Here is a 13831-nt window from a genome sequence, read left to right on the forward strand (position 1 = left end):
GGTATGCACGCAGCAATGTCGTTGGGGCATCACAATCGGTGTGGAACGAGCGACCGGTGAACGACAGGCCGCCCGTCGCCGAACTGATCTCGCCGCACGTACTGCGCGAATATGCGGTACTCGCCGACGGGGAGCGCGGAGTCGTGGTGGGACCGCGCGGCGACTTCTGCTGGATGTGCCTGCCGCGCTGGGACAGCCCGGCGGTGTTCAGTTCGCTACTGGGCGGGCGTGGTGCCTACGTAGTGGCCCCGGACCACTCGCGGTACGTATGGGGCGGACATTATGAGGAAAGGTCACTGATTTGGCGGTCCCGGTGGGTGACCACCGACGGAATTGTCGAGTGCCGAGAAGCTCTGGCGTTTCCCGGAGATCGACACACCGCGGTGTTGCTGCGCCGTATCGTGGCGCTCGATCGACCGACACGGGTACGAATCGCGCTCGACCTGCGTGCGGATTTCGGGGCGAAGCCCATGCGCGACCTTCATCAATCGGACCACTTCTGGACTGGACGGTGCGGGCCACTTCGCTTCCGTTGGACCGGGGCCCACTCCGCTCAGCACTGCGCAGACGGCTCGCTCCAAGCGACGGTGGACGTCCGGCCCGGCTGCGACCATGACCTGGTTCTGGAGCTTTCCGACCAGGAACTGCGGGACGACCCCCTACCGCCGGAGGAGGCCTGGGGAAGAACCGAAACAGCTTGGCGGGAAGCGGTTCCACTGGTCACCGGGACCCTGGCCGACACCGACGCCCAGCTTGCCTATGCCACACTTCGCGGCCTGACGAGCAGCAGCGGGGGAATGGTTGCCGCGGCAACGATGTCGCTGCCGGAGCGCGCCGAGCAGGGCCGCAACTATGACTATCGGTATTGCTGGATCCGCGATCAGTGTTACGCCGGACAGGCGGTAGCCGCGGCCGGCCCCTACCCGGTGCTCGACGACGCCGTTCGCTTCGTCAGCGAGCGCGTCTTGGCCGACGGTCCGAATCTCAAGCCGGCCTACTCGCCAGTGGGTGGCTCGGTACCGCAGGAGCAAGAGCTCGACCTGCCCGGCTATCCCGGCGCCGCGGCGAAAAGTGGCAACTGGGTGACCGACCAATTTCAGCTCGACGCGTGCGGCGAAGCGCTGCTGCTGTTGGCCGCCGCCGCGCGTCTCGAACGTCTCGATGCCGGCCATTGGCGGGCCGTCCAGACACTGGTCCGCACGATCAAGGACCGGTGGCACGAACCCGACGCCGGAATATGGGAGCTGGACAATCAGCGTTGGGCGCACTCGCGTCTGACGTGCGCGGCGGGTCTGCGTCGCATCGCCGAGGTGGCGCCGCGGCCAGAGGGCTCCGAATGGGATCAGCTGGCGGATCGGTTGATTTCGGATACCGCGTCGGACTGTCTACATCGCGACCGTAGATGGCAACGCGCCCCGGCTGATTCACGGGTCGACGCCTCGCTGCTCATCCCGTCCATCCGGGGAGCACTGCCGCCCAGTGACCCTCGGACCGTCGGCACCCTAGAAGCGGTACGTGCCGATCTCACGCAAGACGGCTTCGTATATAGATTCCAGCCGGACGAGCGTCCGTTGGGAGAGTCCGAAGGCGCGTTCCTGCTCTGCGGGTTCTTGATGGCGATGGCTGATCACCAACAGGGCAACGATGTCGAGGCGGTCCGATGGTTCGAACGCAGTCGCACCGCGTGCGGGTCACCGGGTTTGTTTGCCGAGGAGTTCGACGTCACGCAACGCCAGCTCCGCGGCAACCTCCCCCAGGCGTTCGTCCATGCGCTTCTGTTCGAGACGGCGCACCGACTGACCGGAGCCAGCGCAGGCCCAGCGGAAACCCGATAGGGAGTGCTTGACGGCAGCGTTTGCCGCGCTTTTCCTGGGGTACTTCCTACTGGTGGTCGGTTTCGTTCAGCGGCTGTGGCTGAAAATCTGGCACAAAATTTTCTCGTCCCGATTGCTCACTCTGGGCGGCTGGATCGCCTTCGACCTGCCGCGGACGGTAACCGCGATCGGCGACGGTCTCTTGATCGGCTTGATCGCCGTTCACGTCTACCTGCTGAACAGCCAACCAGCCCTGCCCGGATATTTCGTCGGTTATGCGCTTACCCTGATCGTCGGTTGCCTGGTCGCCGCCGCGCTCATGGTAGGTCGTTTCAAACATGCTGTGCCGCGGCACGGTTGGTATGTGGGGAGTTTCTGCTGCCTCGTGTTCCTCGGGGTCTATCTACTCAGTCGGATGCTGAGCCTGCCCGGACTCGAGGCACTGACGGGACGCTGGGACCTGGCACCGGGGACGTTGGCGATGACGTTGGCCGGGGGATTCCTCGCCGTACACACCACGGTGCTGTCGGGCATCAATGTGGCGTATCCACAACGGCAGGGCTGGCAAGACTGAACGGAGCCCGCAGGCATGACAACTCTGGACTACCCGGCGTGGTTGCGGATCGACCACTGGCTCAACGTGCTGTTCGTGACATTGATCATTCGCAGCGGCATCGAAATCCTCGCCACCCACCCGAAGCTGTACTGGCACGACGACAGCAAGCCGGGCACCGAGTGGGCGCGCTTCACCCGCAAAGTGATGCCACGCGACCGCCTCTACGACACGCTCGACGAAGAGGAGGACTATCACCCGATAATTGCGCTGCCCGGCCACGCGCAGTTGGGCATGGGCCGCCACTGGCACTTCTTCGCGGTGATCGGTTGGATCCTGCTGGGGCTGTCGTACTACGTCCTGTTGTTCGCGACCGGCCAGTGGCACCGATACTGGCCCGCATCCTGGTCAATACTCTCCGAGGCCTGGAATGACATCGTTACCTACCTGAGTTTCAACCTGCCGCCGCTGCTTCCGGGAGAACCCTTCGACGGGATCCAGAAGCTGACCTATGCCGGCGTCATCTTCGTACTCGCCCCATTCCAGATCCTCACCGGCGCTGCGCAATCCCCTGCGATCGCCGCGCGATTTCCCTGGTATGTGCAAATGTGGGGTGGCCGGCAGTGGGCTCGCAGCCTGCATTTCCTTGGGTTGGTGGCCTTCCTCGTCTTCATCGTCATCCATCTGTCGATGGTGTTCTTCTGGGGATGGGGATCCCTCACTGCCACAATGATTTTCGGCTCGGTCCGTAACATCACTCTGGCCACCGCCCTGTCCCTGACCATCATCTCGGTAATCATCGGTATCCACGTCGCGGTGACAATCTGGAGCCTGCGCAGGCCCCGATCCGTACAGCGGGTACTGGGCACCGTGGTCAGTACGGTACGACGATTGCTGCTGCGCCCGCTGAACTCGCGCCAGAACTACCCAGTAGCGAAGATCTCCGAAAAGCATCGAGTGAACGGGAAGCCGCCGGCCAGTACGCAATACAAGGTGATGGCGGTGCACAACTTTGTCGATTGGCGGCTGCGGGTCGGCGGCCTGGTGGAGAACCCGGTGACACTGGATTTGCACGCGCTGCGCACCTTGACGGACCGGCAATCACAGCGCGTTTTACACCACTGCGTGCAGGGCTGGACGAGCATCGGTGAATGGAGCGGGATTCCGCTGGCACAGCTCGCGGACCTGGTACGACCACTCCCCCAAGCGAAATACGTCTGTTTCCTGACCATGCAAGACAACGACCGGGACGAACCCGCCTCTCATGGCGGAGGCCAGTTCTACGAGGTGATGGATCTCGAACTCGTCTACAAGCCGCAGACTCTGTTGGCCTACGAGATGAATGGTCAACCGTTGCCCATCCAACATGGCGCACCGCTGCGGCTGCGCGTTGAAACCCAGGTCGGTTTCAAGATGGCCAAATGGATCAATCAAATCGAGTTCATCAATGACTTTGCAGGCATCGGACATGGTGCCGGCGGTTGGCGCGAGGACAACGTCTACTACGACAGGAACGTGGAGATCTGATATGTCCGACGAGGTGATGGTCCGGCCGGAACTGATCGAGTTGAACGAAGCGTCGCGGCAGCGGGTTTCGGAGCAGATCCACGCAAAAGGCGGATATTGCGAGTCGTGTCGCCGAACCGACTTCGAGGTCGGGCATGCGCTGTACTTGGGGTTCTTGTTCCTCAACGAGGACAGCGACGCCTACATGGTCGCCTTGACCTGTCGCAATCCCGAATGCCCCAAGCCGCGCAGCGGCATCGTGCTGCACGAACACGAGTTCGTCAGCCCCGGTGAGAGGCCCGCGGGATAGCGAGTCGTTTAGTGGAGTTGGGGTCGAGCCAGTCCGAATCGGTCGATCACATCCGACAGGGCGCGAAATTCGCCGCACAACGACTCGAACTCGTGTTGACCCGGTACGTCGAGCAGCTGCAGCGAGCTGTAGTGCACAAGGCGCGGAAGTCGTCCCGCCAGGGCAGTGCCCCAGCGGATGCTGAAGTCGTAGATTTCGCCCTCGCTCACCGACTCCCGCCGACCCAGCTGCTTGAGCACGTCGATCTGCTCGCGGAGAAACGCGACATCGTCGTCGATGACTACCGACACTCGACCCCCTTCCGGTCACAGTGGCGGCTTGGCCACGCCGACCACATACGTTGCGTCCTGCAGGGTGAGGTAGACGCGGTGCGGCCCTACCGCCAGGCCGGACACCGGCGCGGACCGCACCGGACCGGACGGCAGAGCGGCACGGTAATCCGTGACATGGACTATCGGGATCTTTCCCGTTGGGTATCCGGTGAAACTGGCCGTCTCAAGCACCACCAGCTCACGGTCGGTTGCGGCATAAATGCGGGTGTCGTCGGTACCAAGCGCGCGCACCGGTGACGACAACCTGGCCTCGGCCAACACCTCCAATCCCTTTCCGCCGCGGCGGGAATCGACGGCATACAGCATGTCACCGTTGCGAGCCGCGACATAGCTACGCGTCACTTGCGTTCCGTCCCCGGCCGAAACCGCGACGTCCATGCTCATCGAGCCGCGCTCGTCGGCCGGCGATGACGCGCCTTTGTAGTGACGAATCCCTGACGCCCCGTAGACGTGATAGTCGATTGCACGCCCGCGGTTCGCACCGTCGATGACGTCCGCGGGAGCTCCGGCGAGGTTGGCGGTGGCCAAGATCCGATAGCCGTTTTCCTCGACGGGTGTCACCGACAACCCGTCAGCCGAGAGCGCCAGCAACACCCGCATGCCGGCGTCTTCGGACAGGTACGCCGGAGCGGGACCGGCGTCGAATGAACGGACCGCACGCAGGCTGCCGAGGTCGACCACGGCGACCTTGCCGAGCCGCGGCTGCGGCACATACACCTGGTTTTCGTTCTTTCGGCTGATTTGCAGGTTGCGCCCCGCGGCCAGCGGCGGCGAAAGCCGCATGCGTGCGTTGCGCGGGTCAGCCGGATCCGCCACCTCTGCCAGCCGCTGATCGTCGGTCAGCGCGAGAAGAGCGTGCGTGCGATACGACCAGATCGGGGCATACAGCGCCATTCCTACGGGTGTCACGAAGACTTCGGGGACTTCGGACTGCGCTCCGAACGGGCTACCCGCCAAGGAACAGGCCGCCAGTGACAAAGCGTCCACGACGATCAGTCCCCACCAGCGCGCCACCCGACGCGGAGTCTTCGTGCGGCGCGCGGCGGTCGCTGTCACGGCACCGGGTCAATCAATCTGCGTCGGGCCGCGGTGAACGCCCGGGTACCCTGCAGCAACGCGGCGCGATCATCGTCATCCATTTGCGCCACAACGGATTTCAACGCCTTCCTGCGCAGGGTCAACAACTCGTTGAGTATGGCGCGCCCGCTGGCGGTCAGTTCGAGCAAAGTGGCCCGGCGATTGGACGGCGCAACCCGACGAGTGATCCATCCCGCCTCGGCGAGCCGGTCACTGAGCCGACTGGCGGTGGAGGGGAGCAGGTTGAGGTCCTCCCCCAACTCGGTCACCAGGCTTGGCCCCAACCGCTCCAACGACTGCAGCGCATGCAGTGCCCCCAGACTGATCTTTTTCTCCATTTCCTCGAGCACCCCGACGTTGAGTTCGAGGAATCCCCGCGTCGCCGATTCCAGCTCCGTGGCGACATCATCAAACCCGTCCACGGTGGCGCCGGGGCGGCTGCTGTTCCGCGTTGAGGCCATGCCGCTCCCTTCTGACCGCACAATACATGCCGCGTTCAAATCCTGCCATCCGAATATCCTGCGAATTGCATTTCGTGCATTACGCATGAAGTAGGCGTAGCGTCGCAGGTGGGAGGCGAATTCGTTCGGGAGGAATGCTTATGTCGGCAGCGCGCACAGTCGTGATCACCGGAGCCGGCGCCGGAATTGGCCGGGCGACAGCTCGGCTCTTCGGCGCGCAGGGTGACCGGGTCGGCTTGCTTTCGCGCGGGGCAGCGGGACTAGACGGCGCTGCCAAAGATGTCCAGAATGCCGGCGGGCAGGCGTTACCCATTGCTACCGACGTCGCCGACTATGGGGCGGTCGAGGCCGCCGCGGATGACATCGAGCGTGCGTTCGGCCCCATCGACGTTTGGGTCAACAATGCGTTCACGTCGGTGTTCGCCCCCTTCCACGAGATCTCCCCCGACGAATATCGGCGTGTCACCGAGGTGAGCTACCTCGGATTCGTACACGGGACCATGGTCGCGTTGGCGCGCATGCGCGAGCGCGACGCCGGGACCATCGTGCAGGTGGGATCCGCCCTGGGCAGCCGTGCGATTCCACTGCAATCCGCCTACTGCGGCGCCAAACACGCGATCAACGGGTTCACCGAGTCGGTGCGCACCGAACTGATGCACGAGCACAGCAAGATTCGGATCACCCTGGTACAGATGCCCGCGGTCAACACCCCGCAGTTCTCCTGGGTCCGGTCCCGGCTACCCCGTCATCCCCAACCCGTCCCGCCCATCTATCAACCCGAAATTGCCGCGCGAGCAGTGCTTTTCGCCGCCAAGCATCCGCAACGCAAGGAGTATTGGGTGGGCTCGACTACCGTCGCAACCATTCTCGGGCAACGGTTGGCCCCCGCGTTACTGGACCGGTACCTGGCGAAGACCGGGTACTCCTCGCAACAGACCGACCAACCCATGAGCACGGACCACCCCGACAACCTGTGGGAACCTGTCGACAGTGACACCAATAAGGATCACGGCCCACACGGCGCTTTTGATGACCGCGCTCACAACCGCGCGCCGCAGGTTTGGCTTTCCCAACACAAGCACGCGTTGACCGGCGCAGGAGCGGCGACCGTTGCCGCCACCGCTGCGCTGGGTCTGCGACGACGGTACCGATGAGTCCCGATAGATCCGGCCGCACGCGCCAGGGAAAGCAGCTGAGATACCTGGAGATCTTCCGATTCGCCTGGGGCGCAGCCCTATTGGTACGGACGCGGTTCGTATTGAGTTCGATCCACCGGATCGAGATTGACCGCAAAGCCCTCGTCATCACCCGGATACTGGGCGCACGTCACCTGGTGCAGGCCGGCTTGTCGGGAATTCGCCCCAGCCCAGAAGTCATCGCCATGGGAACCTGGGTCGACACCGTCCATTCTCTCACCGCGGTGGGTTTGGCTGTGGTCGACCGGCACCGGGCACGGGCCGGACTCACCGACGCAGCCGTCGCCGCGTTATGGGCGCTGTTGGGCACGCACGACTTGGCTACTGGCACCTCCTTCGGCCAGAACGGACAACGAGGCCGTGACCACCTCGTCGAACTGGTCCTGCCCCGATTGCCCGGCGGTCAGCACGTTTGGGTGAGGGCGGAACGGGTACGGCGTCAACATCAGCCGCAACTGAAAGAGGCTGTCTAGCAATGTTCGCGCGGATCGCACGATCGCGAATTCCGAATATCAGGAGAGTGATGCATAGTGCCTAGCACCGTTGCCGACGTGATGTTGTCCCGGCTGCGAGATTGGGATGTCAAGCAAGTCTTCGGCTTTCCCGGGGACGGCATCAACGGGTTGTTGGCGGCCTGGCAGCGGGCGGGCGACAAACCTCAGTTCGTGCAGGCTCGGCACGAGGAGATGGCCGCGTTCGAAGCGGTGGGATTCGCCAAGTTCTCCGGCACTTTCGGAGTGTGTGTGGCCACCAGCGGCCCGGGGGCGGTGCACCTGCTCAACGGGCTCTACGACGCCAGACTCGACCATGTGCCGGTGGTAGCCATCGTCGGGCAGACCGAGCGATCGGCCATGGGCGGCTCCTATCAGCAAGAAGTGGATCTGATCAGTTTGTTCAAGGACGTCTGCAGCGAGTACGTCCAAATGCTCACGGTGCCACAGCAATTACCGAACCTGATCGACCGAGCCATCCGGATCGCGCTGAGTGAGGGGTGCCCGACCTGCATCATCGTGCCGTCTGATGTCTTCGAGTTGAAGTACGAGCCGCCAGAGCACGCATTCAAACAGGTGCCGTCCAGCCTAGGGCTCAGCCCGGCGCACGTGACTCCCGACGACGCCGCCGTCCGGGCGGCCGCTGATTTGCTCAATGCCGGAGAGAGGGTGGCGCTGCTGGTGGGCCAGGGGGCCCGCGGATGCGTCGAGGAATTGACTCAGGTCGCCGACCTGCTGGGCGCCGGGGCCGCCAAGGCGTTGCTAGGCAAGGACGTATTGCCTGACGACCTGCCGTGGGTCACCGGATCGATCGGGTTGCTGGGAACCACGGCAAGCTGGCACTTGATGATGGGGTGCGACACCCTGCTGACGGTGGGATCCAATTTCCCCTACACCCAGTTCCTGCCGAAACTCGACCAGGCCCGCGCGGTGCAGATCGACCGATCGGGCAAGTGGATCGGCATGCGCTACCCCTACGAGATCAACCTTGTTGGTGACGCGAAAAGCACGCTGCGCGCATTAATTCCGCTACTTGAGCGCAAATCCGACCGCAGCTGGCGCGAGAAGATCGAGAAGTATGTTGCCAAATGGTGGAACACCGCACAGCGGCGAGCGATGACCGACGCCGATCCGGTAAACCCGATGCGGATCTTCTACGAATTGTCGATGCGAATGCCGTCGAACGCCATCATCTCGGCCGACTCGGGCTCCGCGGCCAACTGGTATGCGCGGCATCTAAAATTCACCAACGGAGTGCGCGGATCATTGTCAGGGACGCTGGCCACCATGGGCCCCGGGGTGCCGTACGTAATCGGGGCGAAATGGGCGCACCCTGACCGTCCGGGTATTGCGTTCGTTGGCGACGGCGCCATGCAAATGAACGGGATGGCCGAACTGATCACTATCGCCAAGTACTGGCGGCAGTGGACCGACCCCCGGCTCATCATCGCGATCCTGCACAACAACGACCTCAACCAGGTCACCTGGGAAATGCGCGCCATGGAGGATTCACCGAAATTCGAGGCGTCACAGGCCCTGCCGGACGTGAACTATGCAGCGTTTGCCCGGTCCCTGGACCTGCGCGCCGAAAACATCGACGACGCAAATCAATTGGGAGATGCCTGGGAACGCGCCTTGCTGGCGGACCGCCCGACCGTGTTGGACGTCCGCTGCGATCCCGACGTTCCACCCATCCCGCCACACGCGACTTTCGAGCAGGCCAAGTCGCTGGTCAAGGCGGTGCTCGGCGGCGACGAGGACGCGGCCGGATTCATCAAGCAGGGCGCCAAGCAGAAGGTGCAACAGTATCTGCCCGGCGAGAAGAAGGATCGACGATGAACGCGATTGGCGTTGCGCTGCATGACATTCGCACCGGACGCTTCGAGCGCACCCTGTCAGCGCTGACGGCAGCCGGCGCTGCGGTGACCGCGGGCGAGATATATCTTTCCCACGACGGAGCCAGCTTCGGCAACAAGATGATGTGGTGGCCTGTCTTTGTGCTGCCCACCGCGATACCGGCCGGTGTGGCCGGCTTCTTTTCTCGTCGGGCTGCCAGAACCGTGCTGCCGGTAACCAGTGCGGCGATCGTGATCAACGGAGTGCAAGGCACCTATTTGCATTGGCGCGGCATCGCCCAACGCCCGGGCGGGCTCACGAAGTACAACATGGAGTCCGGCCCGCCCGCCTTCGCCCCTGCTGGCCTCGTTGGTTGGCGCGATGGGCTTGCTGGCGGCTCTGTTGCGACGGGAGGACCTCCCGCTGCCGGGTGAGGGAAGCCCCTGATGCCGTTTCGCCCCCCGAACCAACACGCGATCACCCCGCAGGGGCGAGGGCGGTTTCCCGGCTTTGACGTACTCGACCAGGCGCACATGTGGGACGACGTCACGGCGGGAGTTGTCCTGGCGCGCCTCGCGTTACCGAACATGCTGGCGTTTTTCACTACGCATGAGGTAGGTGTCGCCGCACCACTGCTCGATCTACTGCTCGCCCAGGACGCCGAGCCGAGGGTACCGGTGCTTGCCCTCATCGACGCCCGACTGGCCGGCGCCGAAACCGACGGCTGGCACTACGACGACATGCCCGAAGACGGGCAAGCTTGGCGAGAGACCCTGGCCGGCATCGACGACGACGCGCGCCGTAGACACGGCGCCGGATACGCCGAACTCGTGAGCAAAGAGCAGGCTCGGCTGCTGCAAGACGTGCAGGATCTAGGCGACCGCGGCGAAGCGTGGCACGGGTTCAAGGCCAAGCACGTCTGGAGTTTGTGGACGCGGTATGCCAGCACCGCGTTCTACTCGCATCCCTGGGCGTGGAACGAGATTGGATTCAGCGGGCCGGCGTATCCCCGCGGCTACTTGAACCCCGGAATCAATGCCCGCGAAAACTGGGAAGTCGCCGACCACTATGACGTGGACCCGGTTCCGTTCGCCCAGCGGGTGGAACGCGCCCGCAAGGCCGACGACGACTTGTCAGCCAAGGATCACGGTGAGTGACTACCGCGCGGTCCGCGCCCGTAACGAATCGGCCTGGCTCATTCCCAATGATGGTTCGCGGACAAATCATCGATTGCGTGCCGATATGCGCCGGTACGCAGAAAACGATGAGGTGGATGTCGTCATTGTCGGGGCCGGCGCGGGCGGCGGCACCTTGGCCCAACGACTGGCCCGCGCGGGATGGCGCACGGTGGTCCTGGATGCCGGCCCCTTCTGGGATCCCGACACCGACTGGGTCAGCGACGAACGTGCGTCGCACGTGCTGTACTGGTCCGAACCGCGCCAGATCGGCGGATCCGACCCGGTTCCGTTGGGCTCGAACAACTCTGGTCGCGGCGTCGGCGGCTCGATGGTGCACTTTGCCGGCTACGTCCCGCGGTTCCACCCCTCGGACTTTCACACGTACAGCGCTGACGGGGTGGGTGCCGATTGGCCGATCGAATACTCCACGCTGCGTCCGTATTACGAGCAGATCGAAGCCGAACTGCCTGTCGCCGGGGAGGATTGGCCTTGGGGAGACCCGCACACCTATCCGCACCGCCCACACCCCCTCAGCGGCAATGGTCTGACCTTCCTCAAGGGCGCCGCGGCGCTGGGAATTCCCATCCGAGTGGGTCCGGTCGCCATCCCGAACGGCCGATTCGGTAATCGGCCGCACTGCATTTACCGCGGATTCTGCATACAGGGCTGCAAAGTCAACGCCAAGGCCAGCCCACTGATCACTCACATCCCGGATGCGCTGGCTCACGGCGCCGAAATCCGGCCCGACTGCCACGTGTCACGGGTCCTCGTCGACGACCGCAGCGGTCGCGCCACGGGCGTCGAATACTTCCACTCCGGGGTGGTCCACCGGCAGCGGGCCGCCGCGGTGGTGGTTGCCGGTTATTCGATCGAAACCCCTCGGCTACTACTGCTTTCGGCCACCGACCGCTACCCGCACGGGTTGGGTAACGACCATGATCAACTCGGCCGCTACCTGATGGTGCAGGGTGCGCCCCAAGTGGCCGGACGCTTCGACGACGAGATTCGGATGTACAAGGCTCCGCCGCCGGAGGCCAGCACCGAAGCGTTCTACGAGACCGATCCGACCAAACCGTATAAGCGTGGCTGGTCCATCCAGAATATCAGCCCGCTACCCATTACCTGGGCTGAACACGTTGCCGCGCAGGGTCATTGGGGCACCACGTTGCGCGAATACATGCGTGACTACATCCACTGGGCGACCCTGGGCGCATTGTGCGAACTACTACCCCTACCCGACAACCGGGTCACGCTGGCCGACGAAACCGACCGTCACGGTCTTCAGGTTGCCCACTTTTCGTACTCCCAATGCGACAACGACCGCCAACTGATCAAGGCCGCCACCGAGGTCATGGGCGACATCCTGCGCGCAGCCGGCGCACAGGAGGTGATCTCGATCGAGCGCTACGCCCACCTCGTCGGCGGAGCCCGGATGGCGGCCAGCCCGAAGGACGGCGTGGTTGATGCCCACCACCGGGTGTTCGGCGTCGAACGCCTCTACGTTGTCGACGGCAGCACACTGCCCACCCAGGGCTCGGCCAACCCCGCGCTTACCATCATGACGTTGGCCGCCCGCGCCGCCGACCTGATGAACGAGCATGCACGGGGGCGAGCCGACACGCGGGAGGCATCCCTCGTATGAGCCGGCAGGCCCCCAGCATTGATCAGGTCGACGTCGACACCTACACCGTGCCGACCCCGCAGCCGGAGGCCGACGGCACCTTCCAATGGGATGCCACCACCGCCGTGGTGGTGCACATTCGTGCGGGACAGGCCAGCGGCCTGGGCTGGACCTACAGCTCGCCGGCGGCTGCAGCCGTGGTCGCCGAACAGTTGTCGAAGGTGGTGACCGGACGCAGTCCCGATGACATCAGCGGCACCTGGGAGGCAATGCGGCGCAGCTGTCGCAACTTCGGCACGCGCGGCCTGATCATGCAGGCCATCAGCGCGGTGGACGTGGCACTCTGGGATCTCAAAGCGAGGCTGCGCGACGAATCGCTGTCCGCCCTGCTGGGCCAGACCCGTGACACGGTCCCGATCTACGGCTCCGGTGGCTTCACCACACTCAGTGAGGCCGAACTTGGCGAACAAGTGGCCGCCTGGCGTGCTGATGGATGCACTGCAATGAAGATCAAGATCGCACAGGACTGGGGGCGCCACATCGACCGCGATCTTGCGCGGGTGCGCCAGTTGCGTGACCTCGCGGGCGATGACGTGACCTTGATGGTCGACGCCAATGGTGGCTATACCGTCGGCCAGGCGCGGCGCGTCGGCGCAGCACTCGACGAGCTTGGTGTGGCCTGGTTCGAAGAACCGGTCAGCAGCGATGACCTCAAAGGGCTGGGCGTCCTCCGACTCTCGCTGAAGTGCGATGTCGCCGCCGGCGAGTACGTGTCCGACCTATACGAGGCACGTCATCTGGCTCCCGCGGTGGATTGCCTGCAGCTAGACGCCACTCGGTGCGGAGGTTTTACCGGTTGGCTGGCCGGCGCGGCGATCGCCTCGTCCCACAATCTGCAAGTCTCGGCGCATTGCGCGCCCGCATTACACGCCCCGCTGGGGGCGGCCATCAGCAACCTCCGCCACATTGAATACTTCGTCGACCACGTCCGGCTGGAGCAACTTCTGTTCGACGGGGTGCCCCACGCGGCCAACGGGGCACTCACCCCGAACACCGACGGACCCGGCCACGGCCTAACTCTCGCCGCCGGGGCAGGCGAATATCGCAAGTCACGCGCTGCGTGACAGTCGCCGAGCGCCCTCAGAAACCCCGGTCGCCGACAGTGGGTCCTTTGGCCCCCCGACCGCCAGCGCGGGTGCAAAACCCACACACTCGACGAACACCGAAAGGGCAAGCGCGCACACCCCGGTCGCCGACAGTGGGGCCTTCGGCCCCCCGACCACCAACACAGGTGCAAAACCCACACACTCGACCAACACCGAAAGAGCAAGCGCGCAACCCCGGTCGCCGACAGTGGGTCCTTTGGCCCCCCGACCGCCTGCGGTTTCAAGCCATCGATGCAACACCTCTTTGAGTGAGGAGTGTTGTGATGCCCCATCGTGCGATTCAGCCTTCG

The 13831-nt window shown here is 64.2% G+C and carries 14 protein-coding genes; 11 read left to right on the top strand and 3 right to left on the bottom strand.

Going from position 1 to position 13831, the window contains the following annotated elements; translation table 11 throughout:
• The first annotated feature begins 56 nt into the window (after positions 1–56).
• From BST27_RS22470 to BST27_RS22485, 4 genes are read left to right on the top strand one after another with little or no spacing between them, the layout of a single operon-like run.
• Positions 57–1835, top strand: coding sequence for a glycoside hydrolase family 15 protein (locus BST27_RS22470; RefSeq protein ID WP_069421535.1), 1779 nt, complete (start codon positions 57–59; stop codon positions 1833–1835).
• Positions 1836–1887: 52 nt separating this feature from the next.
• Positions 1888–2388 (top strand): oxidoreductase, encoded by a 501-nt coding sequence (locus BST27_RS22475; RefSeq protein ID WP_069421536.1) that lies wholly within the window; start codon positions 1888–1890, stop codon positions 2386–2388.
• Positions 2389–2403: 15 nt separating this feature from the next.
• Positions 2404–3894 carry a molybdopterin-dependent oxidoreductase gene (locus BST27_RS22480; protein ID WP_069421537.1) on the top strand — a complete coding sequence of 497 codons (1491 nt, stop codon included), beginning with the start codon at positions 2404–2406 and terminating at the stop codon, positions 3892–3894.
• A gap of 1 nt (position 3895) precedes the next feature.
• Positions 3896–4183: a hypothetical protein gene (locus BST27_RS22485; RefSeq protein ID WP_069421538.1), complete on the top strand. Its 288-nt coding sequence runs from the start codon at positions 3896–3898 to the stop codon at positions 4181–4183.
• A gap of 8 nt (positions 4184–4191) precedes the next feature.
• On the opposite strand, the gene BST27_RS22490 is transcribed toward BST27_RS22485, so the two are convergent.
• The 3 genes from BST27_RS22490 to BST27_RS22500 all read right to left on the bottom strand — a co-directional run bounded on the left by BST27_RS22490 (position 4192) and on the right by BST27_RS22500 (position 6053).
• The gene (locus tag BST27_RS22490) at positions 4192–4473 is read right to left on the bottom strand and encodes a hypothetical protein (RefSeq protein ID WP_069421539.1); all 282 of its coding nucleotides are present in this window, start codon (positions 4471–4473) and stop codon (positions 4192–4194) included.
• A 15-nt stretch (positions 4474–4488) separates the two neighbouring features.
• Positions 4489–5493, bottom strand: coding sequence for a hypothetical protein (locus BST27_RS22495; protein WP_372515521.1), 1005 nt, complete (start codon positions 5491–5493; stop codon positions 4489–4491).
• A gap of 74 nt (positions 5494–5567) precedes the next feature.
• Positions 5568–6053 carry a MarR family transcriptional regulator gene (locus tag BST27_RS22500; RefSeq protein ID WP_069421540.1) on the bottom strand — a complete coding sequence of 162 codons (486 nt, stop codon included), beginning with the start codon at positions 6051–6053 and terminating at the stop codon, positions 5568–5570.
• Positions 6054–6187: 134 nt separating this feature from the next.
• Here BST27_RS22500 and BST27_RS22505 point away from each other — a divergent pair, with 134 nt between their 5' ends.
• From BST27_RS22505 to BST27_RS22535, 7 genes are all read left to right on the top strand, one after another.
• Positions 6188–7207 (top strand): SDR family oxidoreductase, encoded by a 1020-nt coding sequence (locus BST27_RS22505; RefSeq protein WP_069421541.1) that lies wholly within the window; start codon positions 6188–6190, stop codon positions 7205–7207.
• On the top strand, positions 7204–7722 hold the full coding sequence (locus BST27_RS22510) for a hypothetical protein (RefSeq protein WP_069421542.1): 519 nt from the start codon (positions 7204–7206) through the stop codon (positions 7720–7722). Before BST27_RS22505 ends, BST27_RS22510 begins: the two co-directional genes overlap by 4 nt.
• A 57-nt stretch (positions 7723–7779) precedes the next feature.
• Positions 7780–9579, top strand: a complete 1800-nt coding sequence (locus BST27_RS22515; RefSeq protein ID WP_079220044.1) for a thiamine pyrophosphate-requiring protein — start codon at positions 7780–7782, stop codon at positions 9577–9579.
• Positions 9576–10010: a hypothetical protein gene (locus BST27_RS22520; protein WP_232007407.1), complete on the top strand. Its 435-nt coding sequence runs from the start codon at positions 9576–9578 to the stop codon at positions 10008–10010. Before BST27_RS22515 ends, BST27_RS22520 begins: the two co-directional genes overlap by 4 nt.
• Positions 10011–10022: 12 nt before the next feature.
• Entirely contained in the window at positions 10023–10733 is a 711-nt protein-coding gene (locus BST27_RS22525; RefSeq protein WP_069421543.1) for a gluconate 2-dehydrogenase subunit 3 family protein, read from the top strand.
• An 85-nt stretch (positions 10734–10818) separates the two neighbouring features.
• Entirely contained in the window at positions 10819–12396 is a 1578-nt protein-coding gene (locus BST27_RS22530) for a GMC family oxidoreductase (protein WP_232007408.1), read from the top strand.
• Complete coding sequence (locus BST27_RS22535; RefSeq protein ID WP_069421545.1) at positions 12393–13499, top strand: enolase C-terminal domain-like protein; 1107 nt, start codon at positions 12393–12395, stop codon at positions 13497–13499. The genes BST27_RS22530 and BST27_RS22535 overlap by 4 nt, the downstream gene beginning before the upstream one ends.
• The last annotated feature ends 332 nt before the right edge of the window (positions 13500–13831 follow it).

Origin of the sequence: Mycobacterium intermedium, assembly GCF_002086275.1 — a bacterium.
In the GTDB taxonomy this organism is placed as follows: Bacteria; Actinomycetota; Actinomycetes; order Mycobacteriales; family Mycobacteriaceae; genus Mycobacterium; species Mycobacterium intermedium.

Bases quoted from the DNA above. Each gene is read 5' to 3' on its own strand.
- BST27_RS22505 (WP_069421541.1), top strand. From the start codon at position 6,188: ATGCTTATGTCGGCAGCGCGCACAGTCGTGATCACCGGAGCCGGCGCC.
- BST27_RS22535 (WP_069421545.1), top strand. From the start codon at position 12,393: ATGAGCCGGCAGGCCCCCAGCATTGATCAGGTCGACGTCGACACCTAC.
- BST27_RS22500 (WP_069421540.1), bottom strand. From the start codon at position 6,053: ATGGCCTCAACGCGGAACAGCAGCCGCCCCGGCGCCACCGTGGACGGG.
- BST27_RS22520 (WP_232007407.1), top strand. From the start codon at position 9,576: ATGAACGCGATTGGCGTTGCGCTGCATGACATTCGCACCGGACGCTTC.
- BST27_RS22530 (WP_232007408.1), top strand. From the start codon at position 10,819: ATGCGCCGGTACGCAGAAAACGATGAGGTGGATGTCGTCATTGTCGGG.
- BST27_RS22510 (WP_069421542.1), top strand. From the start codon at position 7,204: ATGAGTCCCGATAGATCCGGCCGCACGCGCCAGGGAAAGCAGCTGAGA.
- BST27_RS22525 (WP_069421543.1), top strand. From the start codon at position 10,023: ATGCCGTTTCGCCCCCCGAACCAACACGCGATCACCCCGCAGGGGCGA.
- BST27_RS22485 (WP_069421538.1), top strand. From the start codon at position 3,896: ATGTCCGACGAGGTGATGGTCCGGCCGGAACTGATCGAGTTGAACGAA.
- BST27_RS22480 (WP_069421537.1), top strand. From the start codon at position 2,404: ATGACAACTCTGGACTACCCGGCGTGGTTGCGGATCGACCACTGGCTC.